We start from the raw sequence: 25,336 nt of genomic DNA, 5'->3' as shown, positions 1-25,336 counted from the left end.
CTTTTTATTAAACGAATTTTTAATTTGAAATTGTCTGAATTTTCTTAAAACCTATAAAAAATGACCTTCATAATCATATTAAAAAATTAAAATCTCAAATTTCTAATATAAATAGACATGATTTTAATTTAAAGCTTAAAATGATGTGTTTTTGTAAGAATTTGCATTTTCGAAATCTTTTTTCAGGTGAAATTTTAAATTTTCACGAATTTGTATTTGGTGAGATAATTTATTTTGAGATTTTTTTTGATAATGTAATCATTTTGAATTTTACATTTTTGGTATTGGGAGAGAAATAAATTTTATAAAATTAAATGAGGTAAATTTTTAAATTGAAGATTTGAAATTATTTTTTTTGATAGAAGTGTAAATCTGTAGATTTTAAATAGATTACAAAAAGATGTATAAAAAATAAAAACTCAGGAAAATATCCTGAGTTTTATTAATTTTTAATGAATTTTAGTAAAAATCGGCTTACAGAAATAGCTTGAAAATCTATTTTCTATTTTTTTTCGATAATGTATATCAAACTTGAAAATTCGTTAGAAAACAGTGCTTTTACGTTGGAAATTGTTCCGTGAATGACTGCTTTTAGCCAAAATAGGGGTGATTTTTTGTATTTTTCGCTCAACATGGAGATGTAATATGAATCTAAAACCAAAGGTTTTATTTTTCTTATTTTCCAGTTTGGCTTTTTAGAAATTAGATTTTCCATTCCTGTTTTAGAGAAATGAAATATGTGTCTTGGTACATCGTATGCCGCCCAGTATTCTTGATAATGTTTTGCATCGTAAGACGTGGGGTTGGGAACAGCGATAATTAGGAGACCTTTATCTTTCAGTTTTGAACTGAAAATTTCTAACATTTCGTCCTGATTTTCTATGTGCTCAAAAACATGCCATAGTGTGATTGCATCTAAAGATCCGTTTTCAATTAAATCAATATTGTCAATTATATTTGCTTTTGAGGCTTTACTTGATGCTGCTTTTTTAGCATCAGGATCTGGTTCAAATCCGAAAGTTTCAAAATCATTTTCAATAAATTTTACAAATTCGCCGGCACCGCATCCGTAATCAAGCACTCTGGAGTTCTTTTTTATTCTGTCAATAAGAATATTTTTTTTATACTTAAGATTGAAAGATTGCAAAAATTTATAGAGCTTTTCTTTTAAACTTCCGGAATCCTGATGATGAGAAATGTAATCTTCGCTTTCATAATATTTAGAAATATTGGATGGAATAGGAGAGGTCTTGAAGACTCCTTGAGTTTCTGTTTCTTGTATTTCAAATATTTCCTGAGAAAGAAAATGATCTTTTATTTTCATTTTGAGTATTGAATTTTAAAAATAAAGGTATTCAGAAAAGTGTTTTAAGCTTCTAAATACCTTAGTTTAATTTAAATGTTTCACGTGAAACATATTTAATTTATCGTCCTAAATAGACCATTAAAACGTTGATATCAGCTGGAGACACACCACTTATTCTCCCTGCTTGAGCTAATGTTTTAGGTCTTACTTTATTCATTTTTTGTTTAGCTTCGGATGAAAGACTGGTAATTTTAATGTAATCAAAATCTACGGGGATCTTTACATTTTCAAGCCTGTTCAACTTGGCAACATTCTCTTTTTCCTTTTCGATATAGCCCTTATATTTGATATTTACTTCAGCCTGTTCTCTAACTTCATCGCTGTATTGAGAAGTGAATTCTTTTATTGAGTCAATCTCATCCAGTTTATCTAAGGTAATATTAGGTCTGGTAAGAAATTGCGAAGCTCTGTAAGCCTGATCTACAGGATTACTTTCAATGCTTTCTAATATAGGATTAATAATTCCTGGCTTTAAAGAAGTTTCTCTGAGGTATGTTTCAAGTTCTTGACTCTTAGTGATTTTCTCTTCAACTTTCGTTAATCTTTCTTGTTTTGCTAAACCTAAATGATATGCTTTTTCAGTAAGCCTGATATCGGCATTATCTTGTCTCAACAGTAATCTGTATTCAGCTCTAGAAGTAAACATTCTGTAGGGCTCTTCAGTTCCTTTAGTGATCAAATCATCAATTAGAACACCTATATACGCTTCATCTCTGTTAAGTATGAATTCATCCTTCTCATGAACCTTATTATGGGCATTGATACCTGCCATAAGGCCTTGTCCGGCTGCCTCTTCATACCCTGTAGTTCCATTAATCTGGCCAGCAAAATATAAATTATCAACCAATTTAGTTTCTAAGGTATGCTTCAACTGAGTAGGAGGGAAGTAGTCATATTCAATAGCATAGCCTGGCCTGAATACTTTTACGTTTTCAAATCCCGGGATATGTTTCATTGCTTTTATTTGTACATCTTCAGGAAGAGAAGAACTGAATCCATTTACATAGATTTCTACTGTTCTCCAGCCCTCTGGTTCTACGAAAAGCTGATGTCTGGTACGTTCTGCAAAACGATTGATTTTATCTTCAATACTTGGGCAGTATCTTGGGCCTAAACTTTGAATAGTTCCGTTAAACATTGGGCTTCTGTCAAAACCTTCACGTAAAATATCGTGTACTGCTTCGTTGGTATAAACGATGTGGCAGCTTAATTGTTTGGTTAATTTAGGGGTGTCTAAATAGCTGAATTTTTGTGGGTTTTCATCACCTTTCTGTTCTTCCATTTTAGAATAATCAAGACTTCTTCCGTCGACTCTAGGTGGAGTTCCTGTCTTCATTCTCCCGGCTTCAAAACCTAGAGAAACCAACTGTTCAGTAATTCCAAAGGCTCTTGGTTCACCCATTCTACCACCACCCAATTGTTTGTCGCCAACATGGATTAATCCGTTTAAGAATGTACCATTTGTAAGAACTACAGATTTTGATCTGATCTCAATTCCTAATGAGGTTACAACACCTACCGCTTTATTATTTTCTATAATCAAGCTCTTCACCATATCCTGAAAGAAATCAAGATTTGGAGTATTTTCTAATGCATATCTCCATTCTTCTGCGAAAAGCATTCGATCATTTTGTGTTCTCGGAGACCACATGGCTGGACCTTTTGAAAGATTTAGCATTTTAAACTGTATTGCGGATTTATCAGCGATAATTCCGGAGTAGCCTCCCATTGCATCAATCTCTCTAACAATTTGTCCTTTGGCAATACCTCCCATTGCCGGGTTGCAACTCATCTGACCGATGGTCTGCATATTCATAGTAACCAATAAAGTTTTTGAACCTAAATTGGCAGCAGCAGCAGCAGCTTCACAACCAGCGTGACCTGCACCCACTACAATTACATCATATATTTCTGAAATCATTTTTAATTGCTTATTTAAGCCTTAAATTTTAAATTCTGTATAAATGTTTCACGTGAAACATTGTATCGGAATAGGGTTTAAAAGTGCCTGTATTCCGAGGTTTCTAGCCCCGATGGTAGCATTTGTCTGAGCTCTTTTTTTTGAAAAATAAAAAAGCGAGTGCGGACAGCGGGAAATAGCTCCTAATTATATTTCGCAATATAAAAGTCTTCTTTGCTTCGCATTTCCTGTTCTTCTACTTCTGATTTATCTTTATAACCACATAAATGAAGAATACCGTGAGCCAAGACTCTCCTTAATTCTTCTTCGTAGTTTTTGGATAGGGTAGAAGCATTGTCTGAAATGCGCTGCAAAGATACAAAAATCTCTCCGCTTATCGTTTTGCCTTTTACAGAATCGAAAGTGATGATGTCTGTGTAATAATCATGTTGCAGATAATCCTGATTGATTTTGAGCAAATACTCATCGTCGCAGAAAATGTAGTTGATATCACCTAATTTTTTTTCTTCTGAAAGAATGATTTCTTCCAGCCATTTTGTGTAATCTGTATTTACAGATTCCGGTAATTTTTCGTAAAAGAACTGTATCATTGTTTTAAAACCAGTGTCCTAAAATAACACTGAATATGCCTTTTTGATTATCTTTAAGTGAATGGCTGAAATTTAATTTGATCTGCCCGAAAGGAGATTTGTAGCCCGCCATAATTCCTAAGGAACTGTAATTTACTTTTACTGCATCTTCGAAACTGATGTCATCCGAAAGATTGGCAAAAGAGAAATTACCACTCAAAAAGAAGTTTTTATTAAATTTAAATTGAATATCATTTGAAATCAAGGCTACATTATTGCTGTTTAGCTGTGCAAAATAGAAGCCGTTGAATGTTTTAAAATTGATCACATTCTGCTCGAAGATCCCACCTAGTCTGTACTGGTAGTATGATGGAAGATTGTCACCAATAGTAATCCCACCGTATAAATTCAGGTGGTAGCTGAACTGTTTTGAAATAGGAATATTGATTCTGATATCAGCTTTAACCTGAACGACTCTTTTTTCCACTTCAGATTTAAGCAAATCAAGTACCTTTCCTTCAGCATTTAAATAAAATCCGCGGCGCGGGAAATCTTTATCATCCTGTGTATCGCTTTTAAGAAAAACATAAGGATTCAAAAATCGATTATATCTTTTGTTGGTACCATTCATTTCCGCTTCAAAATAATCATGGCTTAATCCTGCACCTACTGCGTATTTGTCTTTCCAAATTGATTGAATATAGACTTCATTTCTTAGCCACTCCCATTTATCGATATTAATGTTGTTATTCCCTTTTAGATCGAAGCTCATTCCGGAAGAATAGAGTCCGAAGCCTGGGATGTAACCATTGTCAACAAAATAATTGAGATAAAATCTCGGCTTATCACCTACCACAAAGTCTAATGAAAGATTTGAATTTTTAAATAATAGCCTTTTAGCTGAGTAATTGAGAAGCAACCCTGTCTTGAAAATTTCATCATAATGCAATCCGAATTTTAAAAAATGTCTGTCATCATCTTCGGTAACATATAATTTCAGAAAAGTGATATTATTTTCTGTAACGATATCGTAATTGATAAAGCGGTAATTATTGGTAGCTACTAATTTGTCAACACCCTTATTTATACTTCCATAGGTCTGCATTGATGGAAGCCTTAGTCCCATTTTACCGAGAACATAATTTTTGCCGTATATTTTGCTTCCTATCAACTCGATGCTGTCAATCTTATATACATTAGAATAAATAGGATTTACGGGTTGTCTGAGGCGGTCAAAATCGCGTTTTGGAAGTTCATCGAGTATATCCGTATACTTTAAACCTTCCACAAAACCACTGTCGAGAATTTTTTTCTTGTCGTCATAGCTTGTGGCTGTCATTCCTTTCAGATTGGGTTTGATGTTAATGTCTGTAAACTTGTACTGACGCTTTGTATCTTTCTGTATTCCGAAGTCGATAACCTGATTTAAAATTGAAATAATATTGTTTAAATCTTCTCTTTTAGATAAATCCTGATTTAAATCTACTCCTATGACGATGTCAATACCTTTATCTTTGAGGGGTTTCGAAGGATAATTAACCGTCATTGCACCGTCTATGTAAATGCTGTCACCAATTTTTACAGGATCCATCAATGATGGAAATGCGGAACTTGCCATAATAGACTGTACTAGATCGCCTTTCTCGAAAATCTGCATATTTCCGCTTTCTAAATTTGTGGCAACACACATGAAAGGTATTGGCAATTTTGAAAAATCATCGATTGTTGAAACGTTTTTAAATAATTCCTTCAGCAGATAAACGTTTTTCTGCCCAGAGCTGATAGAAGAGGGGAGATTTATTTTCCCATTTTTTAACGGAATAGATAAAAGATATTTGTCGACAGATTTGTTGAAAAATGTACTCTCTGTGCGCGATTTCGGATCTCTGATTAAAGAATAAAAATCAGTATCCATAACAATTTTTTCAATGTCTTTTCCAGTGTATCCGGCAGAATATAACCCACCAATAATAGCACCCATGCTCGTTCCGGAGATATAATCTACTTTAACGCCTAAGGAATCTAAAACTTTTAAAACTCCAACATGCGCAAAGCCTTTTGCTCCACCTCCTGCGAGTGAAAGTCCAATTTTTGGATTTTTAGGAATCACCAAGCCTTCTTTTACCTGCGAGTGGACGAAGAGCAATTGTAATGCGAATAAAAGAACGAGGAGTTTCTTCATAATTAATCTTTTATATAAATCCGTTTCACCCGAGGAGAAATTGAGGTTAAAACTTCGTAAGTAATGGTTTTGCAGTATTCTGCAAATTCTTTGAGGCTTGGTTTAGCATTGAAAACCGTAACAGTATCACCTTCTTTTACATTAGGAATATCATCTACTTTGATCATCATCATATCCATACAAATGTTTCCGACAATCGGAGCAAGTGTTTTATTGATGCCTACATTTCCGATTTGGTTACCGATTAATCTCGGAATTCCGTCAGCGTAACCTACAGGAATTGTTGCGATCTTTGTTAAATGATCTGTTTTATATTTTCTGCTGTAACCTACAGATTCGCCGTTTTCTACCAAAGAAATCTGAGAAATTACGGTTTTGAAGCTTACAGTCAACTGCAACTGTTTCTGAATCTCAGAATTTGCAGATTCTCCCAGCATTCCGATTCCGATTCTTACCATATCGTAATGATGGCCGCTGTAATTAGTAATTCCTGAAGAGTTTAAGATATGTCTGAGCGGTTGATAACCTAACTTTTCAATCAAATAGCTTGAATTTTTTTCAAATATGTTTAACTGCTTTAAAGTAAATTCTTTCTCAGTCGGTACATCTGCGGATGACAAATGACTGAAAACACTTTGAACTTTCAGATTCTTATATTCTAAACTTTGATTTAATTGATCTAATTCGTATTCTTTAAAACCAAGACGGTGCATTCCGGTTTCCAGCTTAATGTGGATTGGATATTTTTTATCATACCCGGATTTCTGCACTGCTTCATAAAACAACTCCAACACCCTGAAACTGTAAATTTCAGGCTCGAGATTATATTGAATTATTGAATCATAACTGTGCTGCTCGGGATTCATCACAACAATAGGAGTGGTGATTCCTTTTTTTCGGAGTTCAACTCCTTCATCAGCAAAAGCAACGCCTAAGTAGTCAATATGATGATGTTGTAAAAATTCTGAAATCTCGTAACTTCCTAATCCATAAGCGTTTGCTTTTACCATCGCCATCATTCTAGTAGAAGGTTTCAGCAGAGACTTATGATAATTGATATTGTGAAGAATAGCGTTTAAATTAACCTCTAATACCGTGTCATGTTTTCTAAGTTCGAGTAGATCTTTCAGTTTTTCGATCTCAAATTTTCTTGCACCTTTTAGTAAAATAATTTGATTTTCAATTTCTGTAAGATTTTTGTTGTCAATTAGTTCCTGAGTGTCAATAAAAGTATAGGTTTTAGATTTAAACAAATCTTTGAACTGCGTGATTTCTTCACCGATCAAAAACAGATTGTCAAAATTCTGTTCGTTGACCAATTCTGAAACTTCTTCATATAATTCTTTAGAATTTGAATTGACACCAATAATATCCGTTAAAACCAACGACTTTTTAGACTTTTTATATTCGTTGAGAAACTGAAGAGCGGTTTTTAAAGAATCCAAATCCAGATTAAAAGAATCATTGATTACGATATTATTTTTAATTCCTTCAATGGCTTCCAATCGCATCTCTACGGCTTTCAAAGCATTGATTTTATCGACTATTTTATCATTGCTGATCTCCAGTTCTTTTAAAACGGTGATGAGCGCTAAAGCATTCGTCAGAGTGGCTTCATCACGCTGATGAACGGGGAAGGTAATTTCCTCATTAAAATATGTAACGACAACATCTTCATTTTTTGAAATGTTGTTTTTTAAAGTGACATCATTATCCTGACTGAATCCGTAGGATATTAATTTTTTACTTGAATAAATTTCTTTTATTTTATTGTTAACCAGTAGGTTATCACCGTTGAAAATAATAACTTCAGAATCCTTGAAGAGCTTTATTTTTTCATTAATTAAATCTTCTTCAGACTTAAAATTTGCTGCGTGAGCGGTACCAATATGGGTAAGCAAACCAATTTGCGGGTGAAAAATATTCTCCAAAATTTGCATTTCACTTGGCATCGAAATTCCTACTTCAAATATCCCTAATTGGTGACTTGAATTGATTTGAAGCAAAGAAAGCGGAAGACCAATCTGGGAATTAAAACTTTTCGGGCTTTTTACGGTGGGAAATTCATTCCATAAACATTGGTACAGCCATTCTTTTAGAATTGTTTTACCGTTGCTTCCGGTAATTCCAATTGATTTTAGATTTGAATTTTCGAAATGATATTTGGCTAACTTCTGAAGAAATTCAATAGCGTTTTCCACAATAATCCATGTTACATTGTTAAACTGTGGATATTGATGTTCAGAAATAATGACATTAATCCCCCGGTCGACAGCAGATTCTATAAATTTTTCCCCTGAATTTTTTTTAGTGTTAATTGCAATAAAAGCGGCATTCTTGGTTGAATAAATGATCCTGCTGTCAAAAGCTATGTTTTTGATTAATAGGTTTTTATCTCCAATGACTTTTGCATTGGTGATTTCTGCAATTTGTTGTACTGTGTAATTCATTGGTGCCCTATCTGCTTATATTTTGTATATGGTGTGTTTGATTCGTAATGTTTTACTTAGTTAGCTGTAAAGGCATAAAGTTTTTTAAAGCACAAGAAAACATAGACCTATCAAGTATGACAAAATATTTTAAATTTTATCACTGTTAAATGCCTGCACCATAAAACGAATTTTAAATTGATTAGATCTTTGTGATTAACCAAATAAATTTAAACCTTAATCTCAGTCTAAATTAATCATTATTTCTCTTCGAAAGCACTTCTTCAATAAAAACGCGGCGGCTTACTGCTTCATAACTTTCTGTTTCTCCCAATTCCACCAAATTATTTCCCTGAGAAGTTCTCATAGAATAGTTGGCGAGATTTCCTGTACGCTTGCAGATAGCATGAACCTTAGTCACGTATTCTGCAGTTGCCATTAAATTAGGAATCGGTCCGAAAGGTCGTCCCAGAAAATCCATATCCAAACCGGCAATGACCACTCGAATTCCGTTGTTTGCCAATTGATTAGCTACTTCCACAATGCTTTCGTCAAAGAACTGTGCTTCATCAATTCCTACCACATCACAATTTGACCCCAAAAGAATAATTTCATTGGGATTTTCTACTGCAGTACTTCGGATTTTATTTTTATTATGCGAAACAACATCTTCTTCAGAATATCTTGTATCCGTTTTGGGCTTAAAAATTTCTACATTTTGCCCCGCCATTTCAGCCCTTCTCAGTCTTCGGATCAACTCTTCGGTTTTTCCGGAAAACATTGAGCCACAAATAACTTCCATCCAACCGCTTTGTTTGGAATGATTAATTGTATTTTCTAAAAACATTTGTTATTTTAGCCGTAATATTTTAAGACCAAAAGTAAGCAATTTTAATAAGATTCTTCTATGCAGAACATCCAAGATTTACAGGAAAAGATTTTTTTTGAATCTAAGAATATCATCGGTATTCTGGACAAAATAAACGACGTTGACGAGCTACTATCTAAGCAAAATCTTATTGATGATCTTGCAGAAAGAATTTCATTTTTAAAACTGTTGAGATCTAAATTAGAATATTACCAAAATGATGATTTTCAGTTTTCAGCTGCAGATTCAAGTGTTTATTCTGCTGAAACGATCGAAGAATCTCAGAATTTTTCTCATGAGGTAACTGAAGAAGAAGCTATTTTCAACAATGAACTGAACGAAATTGATGGAAATGAAAACAGTCTGCCCAACGAAGTGATGGAAGAAGAAGCGATTTTTAATAATCAGCTGAATGAAATCGTTGAAAACGAATACCATGAAAATATGGTGAATCTTGCAGAAGAAGAAAAAATTACCAAAAGTTCTGAAGATGGAGAGGAGGAAACCGGAGAAGATGAAGGTCTAACCTTTGAAACTGTTGAAAAAGAATCTTCGCTGAGTCAGCAATTAGAAGAAATTGATGAAGAAAATTCAGAAGAGCCGTCAAAAGTCTTGAGTTTCGTGGATGAAGAAAGAATCTTAGAAAATTCTGTTTCGGAAGAGGAAGATGATATTGATGAAGAAATATTTGACCAAAAAGTAACTGAGGAAGAAGCAATTTTTAATAACCAGTTAAACGAAATTGACGAATTTGAGAATGAAATTTCTGATGAGAGTATTTCAAACTCTTTTGAAGAAGAAGAGCAAATTCTGAATATTTACGAGTCTACAAAACCGGATGAGCATTCTTCGGATAAGAATCCTAATATGTTTGAATCTGAACAGATTAATGATGAGATTTTAATTGAAGACTCTGATAATGAATCTGTTTCAGATGATTTTAAATATGATGAAGATGAAATTATCACCGAAAACTCAAATGTCGAAAGTATTCTCGCAGAGATCAAAAAAGAGACTGAAACAAACGACGAAGTTTTGGTAAATGAAGATACAGACAGAAGAAAAATAGTTGAAATAGACAAACCCGTTACTGAATCTGAAAAACCAGCCTCTGATGAAAGTTTTGAAAATCTCGAAGCTTATCGTCAGGAGAAAAAAATAAAACTGGCTAATATTAGAGGATTAAAAAATATTCAGACTTTGTTTGATGATGATCCTTTGGAAAGAGAAATTCCTCAGGAAAAACCTGCTCCGGTTGTAAAGGAAGAGTCAGGAAGCCTTTTAAAAACAAATATTCCGACCGATTATATGGAAGCAGAAAAGCAAAAACCTGAGTTCAGATTAGATCTGAACGATCGAATGGCTTTTACCAAACTGCTTTTCGGAGGAAGTCAAACCGACCTTAACCAAGCCGTTGCCGAACTGAACAGGTGCAAAAATCTGGAAGAGGCAAAAGAATATCTGAGCGAACTGTACTACGACAGAAAGTGGAATAAAGTAGACGAATACGCACAGAGACTTTGGATATTGGTAGAAAACAAATTTTTATAATTTTGAGTGGAATCCAAATTTTTAAAAGTAGAATTGACAGTAAAAAAATTATCTTTTATCTTCTGATTCTTATCCTACTTGCATTTATTAACTTTTATATAAAACCTTTAATAAAAAAGGAATATCTACATGAAGACATTGAAAAATTTAATAGTAATGTTTCTTGGAAAATAAATTTAATAATTTGGGGCTGTATATTTTTGTTCGTTTGGATATTTAAAGCTAAAACAATTCAATCTAGAGCTGAATCAATTCTTGTTTTTTTGTTTTTAGTTATTTTTACGTTTATGTCATTTACTGGAATTATTACAAATATATCTTTGTATATTAATCAACTGACAATCCAAGAGAAGGAACGAGAAGTGTTTTTGATACTAAGTAACAATATTAAAAGCGAAAAATATATACATCTTTTAGGAAATGAAATTTCCATCACTGTTTATGATGAGAAAAATCTAGAAAAAATTGATGAAATAAGAAATAAAAATGGTTTAAAACCTTTAAATGAGATCAGTAATCGTGATACAATAAATATTGTTTTCAAAAAGGGATTATTAGATTTCAAATACTTAAAATAAAATGTCAGGAATCTTATATTTCGTTCCCACACCCGTTGGGAACTTAGAAGACATGACTTTCAGAGCGATTAAAGTGCTGAAAGAAGTCGATTATATTTTGTGTGAAGACACAAGAACTTCAGGAGTGCTTTTGAAGCATTATGAAATTTCAAAACCTTTAAAATCTTATCATTTACATAACGAGCATACTGCGACTGAGAAGGTTATTAGTGACCTTCAAAGCGGTCAGAACATCGCAATCATTACCGATGCCGGAACTCCAGGAATCTCTGATCCCGGTTATTTATTGGCAAAAGCGGGTTCGGATAACAATATTGAGATGATCTGTTTGCCGGGAGCGACAGCTTTAATTCCGGCTTTGGTGGTTTCTGGATTACCAAATAATGAGTTTTTGTTTGCTGGTTTCTTACCTCCAAAAAAAGGAAGACAAACGAAGCTGAAACAGCTTGCTGAAGAAAAGAAAACGATTGTTTTGTATGAAAGTCCACACAAGATCAATACAACGCTCGAGCAGATTAAGGAATTCTTTGGGGAAGATACAAGGGCAAGCTTGAGCCGCGAAATTTCAAAAAAATTCGAAGAAACTAAAAGAGGCACTATCAATGAATTAATTGAATTCTCTAAAAGCAAAACTTTAAAAGGCGAGATTGTACTGATTGTTAATAATTCTTTAAAATAAAATCTTGAAAAATCTTGTTTTCATATTATTTTCAGGTATTTGTATTGCACAATCCAATCAATACAAAGAAGTTCTTTTATCAAAAAAATTGGGTAACGATGTCAGTTTTTATTCAAAAGGATACGGAATCGTTTCTGATTCTAAAATCGGATCGTCATCTATCGTAGATTCTTTGGGAAATTTGGCTTTTACCTCTCCTTTTAAGAATGAGATCATTCGTATTGCAAAGAACGATAGATTTATTTTGAAAATTAAGGAGGGTAAAAATGCAGGAAAAACAGCTTTAATTGATGGAAAAGGAAACCTGTTAATCCCTTTTGATAATTTTAAGTATCGAACATGGGAAAATAAAGACAGACTCATTTACAGCAAAGGTGGAATAGAGTCTGTGTATGATTTTGACGGAAAACAAATTATTCCTTTCTCAGATAAGATTGAATTTGCTAGTGAATCCAGATTCTTTGTTAAAAACAAAGGATGGTACATTTATGATTTTGACGGTCAGTTAATTAACGACCGGGAGTTTGATCAAAATTTTCATTTTTATAAAGGTAGAGTTTATATAAGCACCGGAGTTCTACAAGGAGAAATATTAGACTTTAACGGAAATACGATTAGTAGTATTTCAAACCACAATATTGATGATATTAATGCATTTCCCTTTCTTATCACCAAGAACATGGTAAAAAATAAATATGGGATTGTAGATCAAAACGAAAATATTCTTGCCGAGGAAACTTACGAGCAGGCATTTGTAGGTACAGAGTATATTTACCTTATAAAAAAGGGAAAAGTTTCGATTTTCTCTAAAAAAGATAGAAATGTTTACCCAACGGATTTTTCTTATGTAAATCATTTATTTGAAGGAATATTTAAGACTTCACAAGATTTCAGAAATCCAAAATCTGCCATCGTTAATATAAAGGGGGAAATTCTTCTTCCAAAAGAGTATGACGTTGTGGAAAGAATGAAAATCGCAGGTAAGAATTATATTTATTTACAGAAAGGAAGAGAGAAGAACCTTCTTGACGAAAACCTAAAAAGTGCATTAAACGATAATTATACCATAGAAAGAAGAAACGGTAATATGTTAATTCTAAAAAAAGATCATACATTTTATCAATTTTCGCCGGATACTAAAAATTATAAAGTTCTTAAAAATGTTTTTGCAGTCGAAAATTGGCAGTTTTCAAGAGGGCTGATCTGTCAGAATGAAAATAATCTATATGGGATTTTAGATGAAGAAGGTAATGAAATAGTTCCCTTTATGTATGATGCTATCAATGTGTATTTTTCTGCGAATGAGATCGTTGTAAAGAAGGAAGGAAAATATGGTGTTATTAATTATAAAAATGAGCCATTAAAAGAAATTATCTATGACAAATATTCTTCAGACCGAAAGGGATTAAAACTTACAAAGGAGAAAGAGGCAGAATATTTGGATTTTACTTATCCTGAAAGAAAAATTTATTAGAATAGCGAAGTGCTAAAATAAGGTATAATTTGGTCATTAAAAAAGCAGTGAAAAAACAAATTATAATATCTTTGCGAACGGTTAATTAAGATTAAAAAAAGGGAGTAAACAATTGGTTTGCTAATTTGTTAAAAAAAATATTGTCAATATATATGAAACTATTAGAAGGAAAAGTAGCGCTAATTACCGGAGCTACAAGAGGAATCGGGAAAGGGATTGCTGAAATTTTTGCTCAACAGGGAGCGAAAGTGGCATTTACTTATGCAGGTTCTGTAGAAAAAGCTAAAGAATTAGAAACTGCTTTGAGTTCTGTAACTCAAATTAAAGGTTATCAGTCTGATGCATCAGATTATGACGCTGCCCAAAAATTGGTAGAGGAAGTAATGGCTGAGTTTGGCAAAATCGATATTTTGGTCAACAACGCAGGAATTACAAAAGACAATCTATTGATGAGAATGTCAAAAGACGATTGGGACACGATTATCAAAGTAAATTTAGATTCTGTATTCAACCTTACCAAGGCAGTAATTAAGCCGATGATGAAGGCAAAATCGGGCTCAATTATTAATATGACATCAGTAGTTGGAGTTAAGGGTAATGCGGGTCAAGCAAATTATGCAGCTTCAAAAGCGGGAGTTATTGGTTTTACAAAATCTGTTGCACTTGAATTAGGTTCTAGAAACATCCGTTGTAATGCAATTGCACCAGGATTTATAGAGACTGAAATGACTGCTGCCTTAGACGAGAAAACAGTTCAGAACTGGAGAGATGGAATTCCTTTAAAAAGAGGAGGACAGCCGGAAGACGTTGCCAACGCATGCGTTTTCTTTGGCAGTGAAATGTCTTCGTACATTTCCGGTCAGGTTCTGAATGTAGACGGAGGAATGCTTACTTAAGATAAAAACGTAATAAAAAAATCCCTTTCATAAAAGCAATGAAAGGGATTTTTTATATCAATCAGTCATTAAAAATCTGATTTTCCTGCTCCTGAACACGTATAAAAGTAGTCCTTTTAGACAGCTCTTTTAGTGTTGAGGCACCTACATAAGTACACGTTGATCTTACTCCTCCCAAAATATCTTTCACGGTTTCGGAGACCGACCCCTTGTATTTTATTTTCACCGTTTTACCTTCTGAAGCTCTGTATTCTGCGACACCTCCCGAATGTTTATCCATAGCGGTTTTAGAACTCATTCCGTAGAAAAGTTTAAATTTCTTACCGTTTTCTTCTATCATTTCGCCTCCACTTTCGTCATGACCTGCAAACATGCCGCCGAGCATTACAAAATCTGCTCCGCCGCCGAAAGCTTTCGCAACATCTCCTGGAACTTTACAGCCTCCATCAGCAATGATGTGACCTTTTAATCCGTGTGCAGCATCCGAACACTCAATAATTGCGGATAGCTGTGGGTAGCCGACTCCGGTTTTCACCCTCGTTGTACACACTGAGCCGGGACCAATCCCCACCTTGATAATGTCTGCACCTACTAACAGCAGTTCTTCTACCATTTCGCCTGTCACTACATTTCCTGCAATAATGATTTTATCGGGGAAGTCCTCTCTTGCTTTTTTTACAAACTGTACAAAGTGTTCAGAATAGCCATTTGCCACATCAATGCACAGAAACTCTATGTTGGGATGTAGATCGAGAATTTTCTTAATTTTTTCTTCATCTCCTTTTCCGGTTCCGGTGCTTAGAGCAATGTACTGATGAATACTTTCATCCTGATTATCAAGAAATTCTTTCCACTCTTCTACGGTATAATGCTTGTGTATAGCTGTGATGATTTTATCTTTTGCCAGCTCAATAGCCATTTCAAAAGTTCCCACAGTATCCATATTCGCAGCGATAATTGGCGTGCCTTTCCATTTTTTCTTCGTGTGAAGAAAAGTAAACTCTCTTTCGAGGTCAACTTCTGAGCGGGATTTTAAGGTTGAACGTTTAGGTCTGAACATTACATCTTTAAACCCCAATTTTATATCATTTTCTATTCGCATTTGGTAAGTTGATTTAAGTATTTACAAATTAAAATTAATAATTTACCTTAAATATACTACTTTTGAAATCATGGATTTTCCTCTTACATTTCAATTATTCGGCAAAACAATTCTTGCACATCCTGTTTTTGAAACAATAGGGATATTTCTTGCGATGCGCTATTATTTTTATCTAAAAAGAAAATCATCAGAAAAGCTTTCTTTTATTACTTCGGCAGCAGTTCTCATCGGAGCAACTGCGGGTGCCTTGATTGGTTCAAAGTTGATTGGAAATCTCGAAAATCCACAAGTTTTCTTCGAAAATTTTAGCTTTAAAAGATTCTGGACCAACAACACCATCGTCGGAGGTTTAGCCTTTGGATTAATTGGAGTTGAATTGGCAAAAAAGATGGTCGGTCACAAAGAAAGCACCGGGGATCTAATTGTTTTTCCTTTAATTTTAGCCATCATTATCGGGAGAATAGGCTGTTTCCTCACCGGTGTTTATGAGGAAACCTACGGGTTACCAACTACTTCAGTTTTCGGAATGCACCTCGGCGATGAATACCTCAGGCATCCTGTCGCACTTTACGAAATTGCATTTTTACTCTTCATGTGGTTTGAGTTGAAAATGATTGCCAAGAAAAATAAATATGTCTCCGGATTTCTTTTTCAGCTGTTTATGCTAAGTTACTTTTCGTTCAGATTTCTTTTAGATTTTATGAAACCTAAAATAGACATCATCGGAAATTTGGGCACCATTCAGTTGGTTTGTCTTTCGGTGATAATTTATTACATTTATAAGATTAAAACCAGTACAGTTTTAATATAACACCAAAAAATATAAATATGAAAATGCTGACACTTTTGGAAGTAGGTGGATTAGAAGGTTTGGTTGCCATGATTATTCTGATTATTCTCGGTGTAGCAGCCGTAGTTTCTTTGGTAGTCACGGTTTTTGTAAAGTTAATTTATGAAAGTAAAGACGGACGAAAATTTTCTAAGAGCCAGTTTTGGACGACCATGCTGATTTCAATGTTAATTTGCGGATTGATAAGCGGAGCCGTATGTGGAGGAATGTAACAAATAGAAATTATGCCAGTAAGAAATTATACTTATTACGATTATACGATCAGTCTTTGCCCGGAATGTCTGAAAAGAGTGGGTGCGAAAATCATCATTGAAGATGAAGCGGTTTTTATGACCAAAAGATGTCCGGATCACGGTTTTTTTAAAACGATGATTGCTTCGGATGTTCAGTATTATAAAAACATCAGAAATTACAATAAAGCCTCAGAAATGCCTGTTCATTTCGGAACCGATGTCGAATATGGCTGTCCCTACGATTGTGGTTTATGTGTAGACCATGAGCAGCATAGTTGCCTCTCGATTGTTGAGGTTACCGACCGATGTAATTTAACGTGCCCAACGTGTTATGCGATGTCTTCCCCACATTATGGTAGTCATAGAAGTTTGGAGCAGATTGAAGCGATGTTTGATACGATTGTGAAAAACGAAGGTCATCCAGATGTTGTACAGATCAGTGGCGGCGAACCGACAATTCATCCTGAGTTTTTTAAAATAATGGATATCGCCAAGACGAAACCGATTAAGCATTTGATGCTTAACACAAACGGAATCAGAATTGCGAATGATCCCGGTTTTGCAGAAAAACTGGCCACTTACGCTCCGGAATTTGAGATTTATCTTCAGTTTGATTCTTTTAAACCTGAAGTTTTAAAAGATTTCAGAGGAAAAGATCTCACGAATGTCCGTATGAAAGCTTTGGAAAAATTAAATGAATTAAATCTTTCTACAACTTTAGTTATTGTTCTTCAGAAAGGAAAAAATATTGATGAGATTGGAAAGTTAATCGAGTTTGCGTTAAAACAAAAATGCATCCGCGGAATTACCTTTCAGCCTGTTGAAGTTGCCGGAAGAAACAGAGAAGATTCTGCGCACGAAAAAATCACGTTAACCGAAGTTAGGCAAGAAATTTTAAACCAGTTTCCGCTTTTGAATGGTGACGATATTATTCCGGTTCCATGTAACCCGGATTCTTTGGCGATGGGTTATATTCTGAAATTGGAAGGTGAAACAATTCCTTTAACACGGTATATCAATCCTGCTGATTTGCTGAATAATGAAACAAAAAATACGATAGTCTACGAACAGGATGAAGGTTTGCAAATGCAGCTTTTAGACATTTTCAGTACAGGAATTTCGGTAGATCAAGTACAGCCTAAAGTGAATCAATTATTATGTTGTCTCCCTGAAGTTTCGGCTCCGAATCTAGATTATGATAATCTTTTTAGAATTATCATCATGAATTTTATGGATGCTCACGATTTTGATGTTCGAGCGGTAAAAAAATCATGCGTTCATATTGTGAATAAAGATCTGAAAATGATTCCTTTCGAGACGATGAATCTGTTTTATAGAGATGATAAAATTAAGTATTTGGAGGAATTGAGAAAAGAGGATAAGGTTTTGTTTTAAAAATTGATCTCATGAAATGTTTTTATTATTCTGTTATAATTTTCATTTTGTTGATTTCATGTAAATCACGTTTCGAAAATCTTAATTTAACAAATATTCCAAATATTTGTGGAGAGGATTCAATTAAAATTCTTTATAATAAAACGAAAAGCGATGTTATCTACAATGAATTTTCATTTGTTTTTCGTTCAGGAATAAAAGATACGGTTCAGGTTAAATACGAAAACCAAATTGTAAAATATTATATTGATAATAAATTGAATATGGATCATAATATCAAATATTTCAAATTTAAATCAAATAAACCTGATTTTGTGAAAGTTACAATTGGACATAGGAATTATTGTTTTACAGTTAATGACAAGTATTATTTTTACGATTTTATCAAAAGAGAAAACGAATTGGAAATTTATGCAGATGAATTTAGAAATAGAACTTTTGAATAAAAGAAATTTCCCACAAATTACATAGATTTTTATGCTCAATCATCCGTGAAAATCTGTGGGAAATATATTTAATCAAACTTCATCACTTCATTCAGCGTGTTCATATATTCATAAGCTGTCATATCAAATTTAACAGGAACAATTGAAATATATCCGTTTGCCAACGCCGTTTCATCAGCGTCTTCAGACTCATCCATGTTATTGAAATAGCCGGTTAACCAGTAATATTTTTTACCGTGTGGATTGATTCTTTCATCAAAGCTCTCTTCCCATTTGGCATTGGCTTGTTTACAGATTTTTACTCCTTTAATTTCTTCTTTTGAAAGCTTCGGAATATTTACGTTTAATACAACGCCTTTAGGCATAGGGTTTTCCAATGTTTTTCTTACGATTCCCTGAATATATTCTTTTGCCTGAGTAAAATCTGCTTCCCAACTGAAATCTAAAAGTGAAAAACCAATTGAAGGAAGTCCTTCTACGCCGCCTTCTACAGCCGCAGACATTGTTCCTGAATAAATTACGTTAATGGAAGAATTGGCACCATGATTAATCCCTGAAACCACAATTTCGGGTCTTCTCGGAAGGATTTTATCCAAGGCCATTTTCACACAATCAACGGGAGTCCCACTGCACGAATAATCTTTTTGTGGCCCTTCCAAGTGTACTTCTTCATAGCTTAAAGTGGAGTTTATGGTAATGGCGTGACCTTTACCGCTTTGAGGCGAATTCGGAGCTACCACGATTACTTCTCCTATTTCGTTCATAAATTCTACAAGATTTCTGATACCGGGAGCCGTAATTCCATCATCATTGGTTACCAGAATAAGTGGTTTTTCCATAAAAATTTAATTTTAACAAAATTACTTAAAACTAATTGATAATTATAAATAAGGTATTAAATTTGATAGTTTGTAACAGTCATTTAATAAACGCTACTTATTACTTGATTTTAAAAGAATTTAATAAAAATATATTACAGATTTATGTGGAAAAATTTTAAACTAAATAAATTTCTACTTCTTATTCCATTGACAAGTCTTATGTTTTGTTTCAACTCGCCGAAGAATGACGATGAGAAAATGCAGACGATAATGGTGAGCGTTAAAAACACACTCTCATACCTACACTACAGCCCAAAACCTATTAATGACGCGTATTCAAAAGATGTGTACAAACATTATTTTGAAATGATCGATCCTGGGAAAAGATATTTTCTGCAGTCGGACATGACAGAATTTTCGAAGCATGAAACCAAACTTGATGACTATCTGAATATGGGAGATTTATCTTTCTACAAACTTACGGTTGACAGATTGTACCAGAGAGTTGATGAGATTGATAAGATTACGCAGGAGATTTTCAGCAAACCCATTAATTTGGAAGAAGATGAAACTTTAACTTTAGAATCAAAGCTTAAAAATGTTCCTAAGGATAAACAGGAGCAGTATAACGAATGGAAAAAATTTATTAAATACAATATCCTTCAGGAAATTGAGTCGATGAACAGCAAAGAAGAAGCTCAGAAAGAAAAGAAAGATTCTGTACAGAAATTTAAACTGAAAGACACCATAAAGCTTGAAATGCTTTCTCCTCAGCAAAAAATGACGAAAGCAACTGATGAGGTAAAAGATTTGGTGAAAGAAACCTTTACCAGATTTAAAAAGAGAAAAAAAATGGATTGGTTTACGGTGTATATGAATGCATATACAGAAGTGTTTGATCCGCATACCAACTATTATTCTCCAAAAGATAAAGAAGATTTTGACACCCAGTTCAAAGGAAAAGTAATAGGAATCGGGGCAATTATCCAAGAGAAAAAAGGAAATCTTTTCCTTGGTGCTTTGACGATTGGTGCACCTGCCTGGAAATCGAAAAAACTTTCTGAAGGTGATAAAATTTTAAAAGTAAGATCTAAGCCGAAGGAGGATGCAGTAAATGTTGTTGGAATGCTTTCTGATGAAGCGGTAAGATTGATCAGAGGTGAAAAAGGAACTCCAGTTACTTTGACTGTTCAGAAAAAAGATAAAACGATTATCGAAGTGACGATGATTCGTGAGGAAGTAGCGATTGAAGATACTTTTGCAAGAAGTATTATCGTCAACTCTCCAAACGGAAAAAAATACGGATTCATCAACTTACCAAGCTTTAATGCAGATTTTGAAGATGAAAAAGGAAGAAATGCTTCTGATGACATTAAAAATGAAATCGTAAAACTGAAAGCTCAGGGAATTGAAGGAATTGTACTAGATCTTAGAAATAACGGAGGTGGTTCATTGACAGAAGTGGGTGACATCATGGGATTGTTTATGAATGCAGGGCCTTACGTTCAGGTAAAAGACGGAAACGGAAAAATCCAGACTTTGAAAAATAAGCAGGAAACTCCGGTTTGGACAGGACCTTTAGTGATTATGCAAAACGAACTTTCGGCTTCGGCATCTGAGATTTTAGCCGGTGCAATGCAGGATTACGGAAGAGGAATTATTGTTGGTTCGCCACAGTCTTTCGGAAAAGGTACGGTGCAGACTTTTGTTGATCTAAACAGATTCTTAAATACAGAAGATGATTTTGGATCGTTAAAACTTACGATTCAGAAATTTTACAGAATCAGCGGAGAGTCTAACCAGAGAAAAGGTATCGTTTCAGATATCAGAATGGAAGACTTCTTTACATACGCTGAAGTAGGAGAAAGATATGATGATTTTGCTTTGGCTTGGGATAAAATTCCTAGTTCAACTTATCAGAAATTGAGCTATTTTGATGTAAAAGCTTTAGAAAAATCTAGCAACGACAGAATGGCTAAAAACACCAACTATCAGTTATTGTTGGAGTCTGCAAAATGGAGAGAGCAATTGGATAAAGAAGAAACCATCACTTTGAATATCAATAAATTCAATGATTTGATGAAGCAGAGAAAAGCTCAAATTGAGAAATTCAAAGCTTTAACAAAATTTGAAAACGGATTGAAATTCTCAATGTATCCTGCAGAAATCGAGAGAGAGAAAAAAGATGAAGCATTCAAGAAAAAATCTGAAATGTGGATCAAGAATTTAAAGAAAGACACTTACCTTCAGGAAGCGATGAATATTATCGCAGAAATGAAAGCAAAAGGATAAACTTTAATATTAAAAAAAAGCGGCGCTAATCGAAGATTAGCGCCGCTTTCGGTTATATGAAAAGAAGATTATTTAATTTCTACACAACCCACTCTACCTCCTGCATTTCCAGTCGGCTGAGTCATAAAATCATCTTTAGCTGCATGAATGATGATTCCCTTGCCTATAATGTTTTTCGACTCTTCTACGCAGTCTAAACACCATTTGTCAGTTTTAAATGTCAGTTTAGCCTTTCCATCTTTATCGGCTTCAAGATTTCCGATATCTCCCATGTGAAAACTTCCGGTTCCCCATTTTCCATGGTCATGTTTTCCGGGGTTCCAGTGTCCACCTGTTGAAGTTGCGTCAGGAGCAGAGCAGTCGCCTTTTTCATGAATGTGAACAGCGTGAATTCCGGGAGTCAGATTGGTGACCTCAAGATTCATCACAACATCATTTCCTTCTTGTGTAAATTTTGCTGTTCCTGCTGTTTCTGTGCCGCTTTTCGCTAAAATGTTGTAGGTTTTACTTGTACTGCAAGATGCAGAAAGTAAGGCGCAACCGGCCAATAATGTTAATGTCTGTAATTTCATATGATATTTATTTTAGTGATGATAACTCCATTCAGTACAAAAATATGACCATTCAGTGTGAAAAATGAAGAGATTTCAATGATCCTGTATACTTTTGCTAAAAACTTACAGACATGAAATCTAATTTTCATAAAATCATTCTCATCTTGTTGTTTTATTCATGTATTATGAATTTTGCTCAGGTGAAAATTTCAGGAAAAGTCACTTTTAAAAACAAAGGAATAGCTGAAGTAAATGTGACTTTAAAGGATACCTACGATGGCGCAACAACAGATGCGGAAGGGAATTTCTCTTTTGAAACTTCCGATAAAGGGGCACATAAGCTAACATTTACCCATGTAAAATATTACGAAATTGAAAAACCAATCACAATTGATGACCAAAATCAAACAATCAATGTTGAATTAAAAGAGCAGATCAACGAAATAGATGCGGTTGTAGTTTCTGCAGGATCAATCGAAGCAAGTGACAAAAAAAGAGCTACCGCTTTGTTGACACCGATAGACATTTATACAACCGCAGGAGCCGACGGGCAAATTTCTTCTGCATTAAATTACCTTCCAGGAGTTCAGAAAGTCGGCGAAACGGAGGGGTTGTTTGTACGTGGTGGAACAGGAACCGAGGCTAAAATTTTCATGGATGGAAGTTTAATCAATAACTATTTCTCAAGTTCAGTTCCGGGAATTGCAGGACGAGACCGCTTCAATACCTCACTATTTAAAGGAAATATTTTTTCAAGCGGCGGCTATTCAGCATTGTACGGACAGGCTTTGTCAGGAGCTTTAATGCTCGAAAGTGTAGATCTTCCTGATCAGAGTTCATACGATTTCGGAATTTCTCCTATATTTTTAAATGGAGGTTTCCAGAAGTTAAGCGATAACAAAAACTATTCTTTTGGAGCTTCAGCAGGATATTCTAACCTGAATCTGATGAAGGAAATTTTTAGTTTTAATACTGATTTTATCGATGCTCCACAAGGTTTGAATGGAGACGCTAATTTTAGGTTGAAAACAAAATCTGGTGGTTTTATAAAATATTACGGAATGTTTGACACCAATATAATGGGCGTAAAAACAGAAAGCTTAGAGTCAAATTATGATTTCTCTTTGGTCAAACTAAAAGGAAAGAATACATATCACAACCTTTCTTTTAAGCAAAAATTTGGGAAGTATCTTCTGAATGCTGGAACTTCTTATTCTTATAATCAGTCAGATCTGAAATTTTCTACAGAAACGAATGATACTGAATCCAGTGAATCACAAGTAGTAAATGATGGAAATTACATCAACATTAAAGCAGTTATCGACAGAAAGATTAATAAAATAAGTGCTTTGCGTGGTGGTTTTGAATTAAATTATGCCAACGAAAAACTTAACTTTGGTGAAATCAATAAAAATTATAGAGATCTTATATCTTCCGCTTTCATGGAAACCGATTTGGGTTTTAGCAACCATTTATCAGCAAAAATTGGGGTAAGAGCAGAAAACTCTTCGTATTTAAATAAAACCAACATCGCTCCGCGTTTTGCATTGGCATATCGTTTTGCAAAAGACTGGACAACCTCTTTCGCATACGGTTTGTTTTTTCAAAATCCTGAAAGTAAATATATTAACTCTTCTGCTCAGTTAGATTTTCAGCAATCGCAACACTTTATTTTTCAGGTTCAAAGATCGACGGAAGGCAGAAGTTTGAGGTTTGAAACATTTTATAAAAAATATAATGAACTGATAAAAACGCAGAACATTATGTCAACCGGAGGTCAGAATCAACAGATACAGACTGCGATCAACAGTAACGGAAATGGTTTCGCAAAAGGATTAGAACTGTTCTGGAGAGATAAAAAGACATTTGAGAATATTGATTACTGGATCAGCTATTCGTTTCTTGATTCCAAAAGAGATTTCCTGAATTATCCTTTCAGTTTAAAACCAAATTTTGCTTCGGAGCATACGATTTCTGCGGTCGCAAAAAGATTTATTCCAAAATGGAAAACGGGAATTAATCTTTCTTACACTTACGCTAAAGGACGGCCTTATTATGATATTATCACGCAAAACGATAAGAATAGTATCAGGAGTGAAGGACAGCTTAAAGATTATAATGCATTGAATTTCAGCATCAATTATCTCCCGAATTTAGGTAAAAAAGATGCAAAGGCCTTCACTATCTTTGTTTTGAGCGTTTCAAATGTTTTTGGAACCAAAAATATCTATGGATATAATTTTTCACAGAATGGAAATCGTTCAGCTGTTGTTCCGCCGGTCAATACTTTTGTTTTTGTAGGAATGTTTATCAGTTTTGGTGTTGATAGGACCCAGGACGCGATCAATAATAATCTTTAAATTTATTTAAAAAATATAAACCTTTAATATTAAAATTATGAAAAAACAGTTTTTAAGTTTTGCTTTAGTTCTGATCAGTTTTATGTCTTTCTCTCAGACTAGTTATGAAAAAGTTATGAAAGAAAAAATAGATAAAATAGAAGCAGGAAAAAAAGCCGAAGAATTTCAGATTCTGGCCAACGATTTTCAACGCATTGCTGACAAAGAAAAAGGAAAGTGGCTGCCGTCTTATTATACCGCTTACTCATACATTCAGAAAGGGAGAATCCTGATGAGAGAAAATAAAGTACAAGGTTTGGATGAGGTTGCAGATCAGGCGCAGATATATTTGGATGAAGCCAAAGGTTTTGAAAATAATGCGGAAATTCAGTTGCTTCAGAAAATGATTTATTCTCTAAAAATGATGGTCAATCCTATGGAAAGATACATGACTTTTGGAATGAAAGCAACCGAACAATTGGCTTCTGCAGAGAAACTAGATCCGAATAACCCGAGAATCGCCCTGATCAAAGCTGAAGATGTGTATTTCACGCCGGAACAGTATGGAGGAAGTCAGTCTAAAGGGATTGAACTTTTCAAAAGAGCTTTAGAAAAATTCGACTCCTATAAACCGAAAACCGATCTAGATCCGAACTGGGGGAAATCTGAAGCGGAATATTTTGTGAACCAAACGGTTAAATAATTGCAAGCAAAAAAGCCTTCTTCAGGAAGCTTAATTTTTTGCAACTCAGATTTCAGTACCGACCGCTCAGCAACATCTATTTTTCGCT

Annotated in this window: 21 protein-coding genes; 12 read left to right on the top strand and 9 right to left on the bottom strand. The window is 34.2% G+C overall.

Annotated features, from left to right (window positions below; all coding sequences use genetic code 11):
- Window positions 1-502 precede the first annotated feature (502 nt).
- The 6 genes from AR685_RS09055 to AR685_RS09030 all read right to left on the bottom strand — a co-directional run bounded on the left by AR685_RS09055 (window position 503) and on the right by AR685_RS09030 (window position 9,314).
- Complete coding sequence (locus AR685_RS09055) at window positions 503-1,324, bottom strand: class I SAM-dependent methyltransferase (RefSeq protein ID WP_059124349.1); 822 nt, start codon at window positions 1,322-1,324, stop codon at window positions 503-505.
- A 100-nt stretch (window positions 1,325-1,424) separates the two neighbouring features.
- Entirely contained in the window at window positions 1,425-3,287 is a 1,863-nt protein-coding gene (mnmG, locus tag AR685_RS09050; protein ID WP_059124348.1) for a tRNA uridine-5-carboxymethylaminomethyl(34) synthesis enzyme MnmG, read from the bottom strand.
- 182 nt (window positions 3,288-3,469) lie between these two features.
- Window positions 3,470-3,877, bottom strand: coding sequence for an rRNA maturation RNase YbeY (gene ybeY, locus AR685_RS09045; RefSeq protein ID WP_047443343.1), 408 nt, complete (start codon window positions 3,875-3,877; stop codon window positions 3,470-3,472).
- Window positions 3,878-3,881: 4 nt separating this feature from the next.
- On the bottom strand, window positions 3,882-6,038 hold the full coding sequence (locus tag AR685_RS09040) for a patatin-like phospholipase family protein (RefSeq protein ID WP_059124347.1): 2,157 nt from the start codon (window positions 6,036-6,038) through the stop codon (window positions 3,882-3,884).
- A 2-nt stretch (window positions 6,039-6,040) separates the two neighbouring features.
- A complete protein-coding gene (locus AR685_RS09035; protein ID WP_059124346.1) occupies window positions 6,041-8,488 on the bottom strand; it encodes a bifunctional UDP-N-acetylmuramoyl-tripeptide:D-alanyl-D-alanine ligase/alanine racemase in 2,448 nt (815 codons plus the stop codon).
- A gap of 232 nt (window positions 8,489-8,720) precedes the next feature.
- Window positions 8,721-9,314 carry a thymidine kinase gene (locus AR685_RS09030; protein WP_047443340.1) on the bottom strand — a complete coding sequence of 198 codons (594 nt, stop codon included), beginning with the start codon at window positions 9,312-9,314 and terminating at the stop codon, window positions 8,721-8,723.
- Window positions 9,315-9,374: 60 nt separating this feature from the next.
- On the opposite strand from AR685_RS09030, the gene AR685_RS09025 reads away from it, so the two are divergent.
- The 5 genes from AR685_RS09025 to fabG all read left to right on the top strand — a co-directional run bounded on the left by AR685_RS09025 (window position 9,375) and on the right by fabG (window position 14,513).
- Window positions 9,375-10,886, top strand: coding sequence for a hypothetical protein (locus AR685_RS09025; RefSeq protein WP_047443339.1), 1,512 nt, complete (start codon window positions 9,375-9,377; stop codon window positions 10,884-10,886).
- A gap of 2 nt (window positions 10,887-10,888) precedes the next feature.
- Window positions 10,889-11,464 carry a hypothetical protein gene (locus tag AR685_RS09020; protein ID WP_047443338.1) on the top strand — a complete coding sequence of 192 codons (576 nt, stop codon included), beginning with the start codon at window positions 10,889-10,891 and terminating at the stop codon, window positions 11,462-11,464.
- Window position 11,465: 1 nt separating this feature from the next.
- On the top strand, window positions 11,466-12,143 hold the full coding sequence (rsmI, locus tag AR685_RS09015) for a 16S rRNA (cytidine(1402)-2'-O)-methyltransferase (RefSeq protein WP_047443337.1): 678 nt from the start codon (window positions 11,466-11,468) through the stop codon (window positions 12,141-12,143).
- 4 nt (window positions 12,144-12,147) lie between these two features.
- Entirely contained in the window at window positions 12,148-13,617 is a 1,470-nt protein-coding gene (locus AR685_RS09010; protein WP_059124345.1) for a WG repeat-containing protein, read from the top strand.
- Window positions 13,618-13,769: 152 nt separating this feature from the next.
- Complete coding sequence (gene fabG / locus AR685_RS09005) at window positions 13,770-14,513, top strand: 3-oxoacyl-[acyl-carrier-protein] reductase (RefSeq protein ID WP_059124344.1); 744 nt, start codon at window positions 13,770-13,772, stop codon at window positions 14,511-14,513.
- Window positions 14,514-14,574: 61 nt separating this feature from the next.
- Here fabG and AR685_RS09000 read toward each other — a convergent pair whose 3' ends face one another.
- Window positions 14,575-15,615, bottom strand: coding sequence for a GMP reductase (locus AR685_RS09000; RefSeq protein WP_059124343.1), 1,041 nt, complete (start codon window positions 15,613-15,615; stop codon window positions 14,575-14,577).
- A gap of 70 nt (window positions 15,616-15,685) precedes the next feature.
- Between AR685_RS09000 and AR685_RS08995 the strand changes: the two genes are divergently transcribed.
- From AR685_RS08995 to AR685_RS08980, 4 genes are read left to right on the top strand one after another with little or no spacing between them, the layout of a single operon-like run.
- Window positions 15,686-16,426 (top strand): prolipoprotein diacylglyceryl transferase, encoded by a 741-nt coding sequence (locus tag AR685_RS08995; RefSeq protein ID WP_185113240.1) that lies wholly within the window; start codon window positions 15,686-15,688, stop codon window positions 16,424-16,426.
- Between the two features lie 17 nt (window positions 16,427-16,443).
- The gene (locus AR685_RS08990; protein WP_059124341.1) at window positions 16,444-16,677 is read left to right on the top strand and encodes a hypothetical protein; all 234 of its coding nucleotides are present in this window, start codon (window positions 16,444-16,446) and stop codon (window positions 16,675-16,677) included.
- Between the two features lie 12 nt (window positions 16,678-16,689).
- Window positions 16,690-18,093 (top strand): radical SAM protein, encoded by a 1,404-nt coding sequence (locus tag AR685_RS08985; RefSeq protein WP_059124340.1) that lies wholly within the window; start codon window positions 16,690-16,692, stop codon window positions 18,091-18,093.
- Between the two features lie 11 nt (window positions 18,094-18,104).
- A complete protein-coding gene (locus AR685_RS08980) occupies window positions 18,105-18,539 on the top strand; it encodes a hypothetical protein (RefSeq protein WP_059124339.1) in 435 nt (144 codons plus the stop codon).
- A 68-nt stretch (window positions 18,540-18,607) separates the two neighbouring features.
- Here the strand turns inward: AR685_RS08980 and surE are convergent, their stop codons facing one another.
- Window positions 18,608-19,378: a 5'/3'-nucleotidase SurE gene (gene surE, locus AR685_RS08975; RefSeq protein ID WP_059124338.1), complete on the bottom strand. Its 771-nt coding sequence runs from the start codon at window positions 19,376-19,378 to the stop codon at window positions 18,608-18,610.
- A 144-nt stretch (window positions 19,379-19,522) separates the two neighbouring features.
- Between surE and AR685_RS08970 the strand changes: the two genes are divergently transcribed.
- Window positions 19,523-21,652, top strand: coding sequence for a carboxy terminal-processing peptidase (locus tag AR685_RS08970; protein WP_047443329.1), 2,130 nt, complete (start codon window positions 19,523-19,525; stop codon window positions 21,650-21,652).
- A gap of 68 nt (window positions 21,653-21,720) precedes the next feature.
- On the opposite strand, the gene AR685_RS08965 is transcribed toward AR685_RS08970, so the two are convergent.
- Window positions 21,721-22,224, bottom strand: a complete 504-nt coding sequence (locus tag AR685_RS08965) for a superoxide dismutase family protein (RefSeq protein WP_047443328.1) — start codon at window positions 22,222-22,224, stop codon at window positions 21,721-21,723.
- A gap of 113 nt (window positions 22,225-22,337) precedes the next feature.
- Between AR685_RS08965 and AR685_RS08960 the strand changes: the two genes are divergently transcribed.
- Together AR685_RS08960 and AR685_RS08955 are read left to right on the top strand one after the other, a co-directional pair.
- Window positions 22,338-24,566, top strand: coding sequence for a TonB-dependent receptor (locus tag AR685_RS08960; protein ID WP_082671909.1), 2,229 nt, complete (start codon window positions 22,338-22,340; stop codon window positions 24,564-24,566).
- Window positions 24,567-24,603: 37 nt separating this feature from the next.
- Complete coding sequence (locus tag AR685_RS08955) at window positions 24,604-25,248, top strand: hypothetical protein (protein ID WP_059124337.1); 645 nt, start codon at window positions 24,604-24,606, stop codon at window positions 25,246-25,248.
- The last annotated feature ends 88 nt before the right edge of the window (window positions 25,249-25,336 follow it).

Source organism: Chryseobacterium sp. JAH, from assembly GCF_001507335.1.
Classification (GTDB): Bacteria; Bacteroidota; Bacteroidia; order Flavobacteriales; family Weeksellaceae; genus Chryseobacterium.
The sequence above is the reverse complement of the archived record's forward strand: the minus strand, read 5'-3'. Positions and strand labels throughout refer to the sequence as shown.

Coding starts and splice junctions, on each gene's coding strand:
- AR685_RS09055 (WP_059124349.1), bottom strand. CDS start 1,324: ATGAAAATAAAAGATCATTTTCTTTCTCAGGAAATATTTGAAATACAA.
- mnmG (WP_059124348.1), bottom strand. CDS start 3,287: ATGATTTCAGAAATATATGATGTAATTGTAGTGGGTGCAGGTCACGCT.
- ybeY (WP_047443343.1), bottom strand. CDS start 3,877: ATGATACAGTTCTTTTACGAAAAATTACCGGAATCTGTAAATACAGAT.
- AR685_RS09040 (WP_059124347.1), bottom strand. CDS start 6,038: ATGAAGAAACTCCTCGTTCTTTTATTCGCATTACAATTGCTCTTCGTC.
- AR685_RS09035 (WP_059124346.1), bottom strand. CDS start 8,488: ATGAATTACACAGTACAACAAATTGCAGAAATCACCAATGCAAAAGTC.
- AR685_RS09030 (WP_047443340.1), bottom strand. CDS start 9,314: ATGTTTTTAGAAAATACAATTAATCATTCCAAACAAAGCGGTTGGATG.
- AR685_RS09025 (WP_047443339.1), top strand. CDS start 9,375: ATGCAGAACATCCAAGATTTACAGGAAAAGATTTTTTTTGAATCTAAG.
- rsmI (WP_047443337.1), top strand. CDS start 11,466: ATGTCAGGAATCTTATATTTCGTTCCCACACCCGTTGGGAACTTAGAA.
- fabG (WP_059124344.1), top strand. CDS start 13,770: ATGAAACTATTAGAAGGAAAAGTAGCGCTAATTACCGGAGCTACAAGA.
- AR685_RS09000 (WP_059124343.1), bottom strand. CDS start 15,615: ATGCGAATAGAAAATGATATAAAATTGGGGTTTAAAGATGTAATGTTC.
- AR685_RS08995 (WP_185113240.1), top strand. CDS start 15,686: ATGGATTTTCCTCTTACATTTCAATTATTCGGCAAAACAATTCTTGCA.
- AR685_RS08990 (WP_059124341.1), top strand. CDS start 16,444: ATGAAAATGCTGACACTTTTGGAAGTAGGTGGATTAGAAGGTTTGGTT.
- AR685_RS08985 (WP_059124340.1), top strand. CDS start 16,690: ATGCCAGTAAGAAATTATACTTATTACGATTATACGATCAGTCTTTGC.
- AR685_RS08980 (WP_059124339.1), top strand. CDS start 18,105: ATGAAATGTTTTTATTATTCTGTTATAATTTTCATTTTGTTGATTTCA.
- surE (WP_059124338.1), bottom strand. CDS start 19,378: ATGGAAAAACCACTTATTCTGGTAACCAATGATGATGGAATTACGGCT.
- AR685_RS08970 (WP_047443329.1), top strand. CDS start 19,523: ATGTGGAAAAATTTTAAACTAAATAAATTTCTACTTCTTATTCCATTG.
- AR685_RS08965 (WP_047443328.1), bottom strand. CDS start 22,224: ATGAAATTACAGACATTAACATTATTGGCCGGTTGCGCCTTACTTTCT.
- AR685_RS08960 (WP_082671909.1), top strand. CDS start 22,338: ATGAAATCTAATTTTCATAAAATCATTCTCATCTTGTTGTTTTATTCA.
- AR685_RS08955 (WP_059124337.1), top strand. CDS start 24,604: ATGAAAAAACAGTTTTTAAGTTTTGCTTTAGTTCTGATCAGTTTTATG.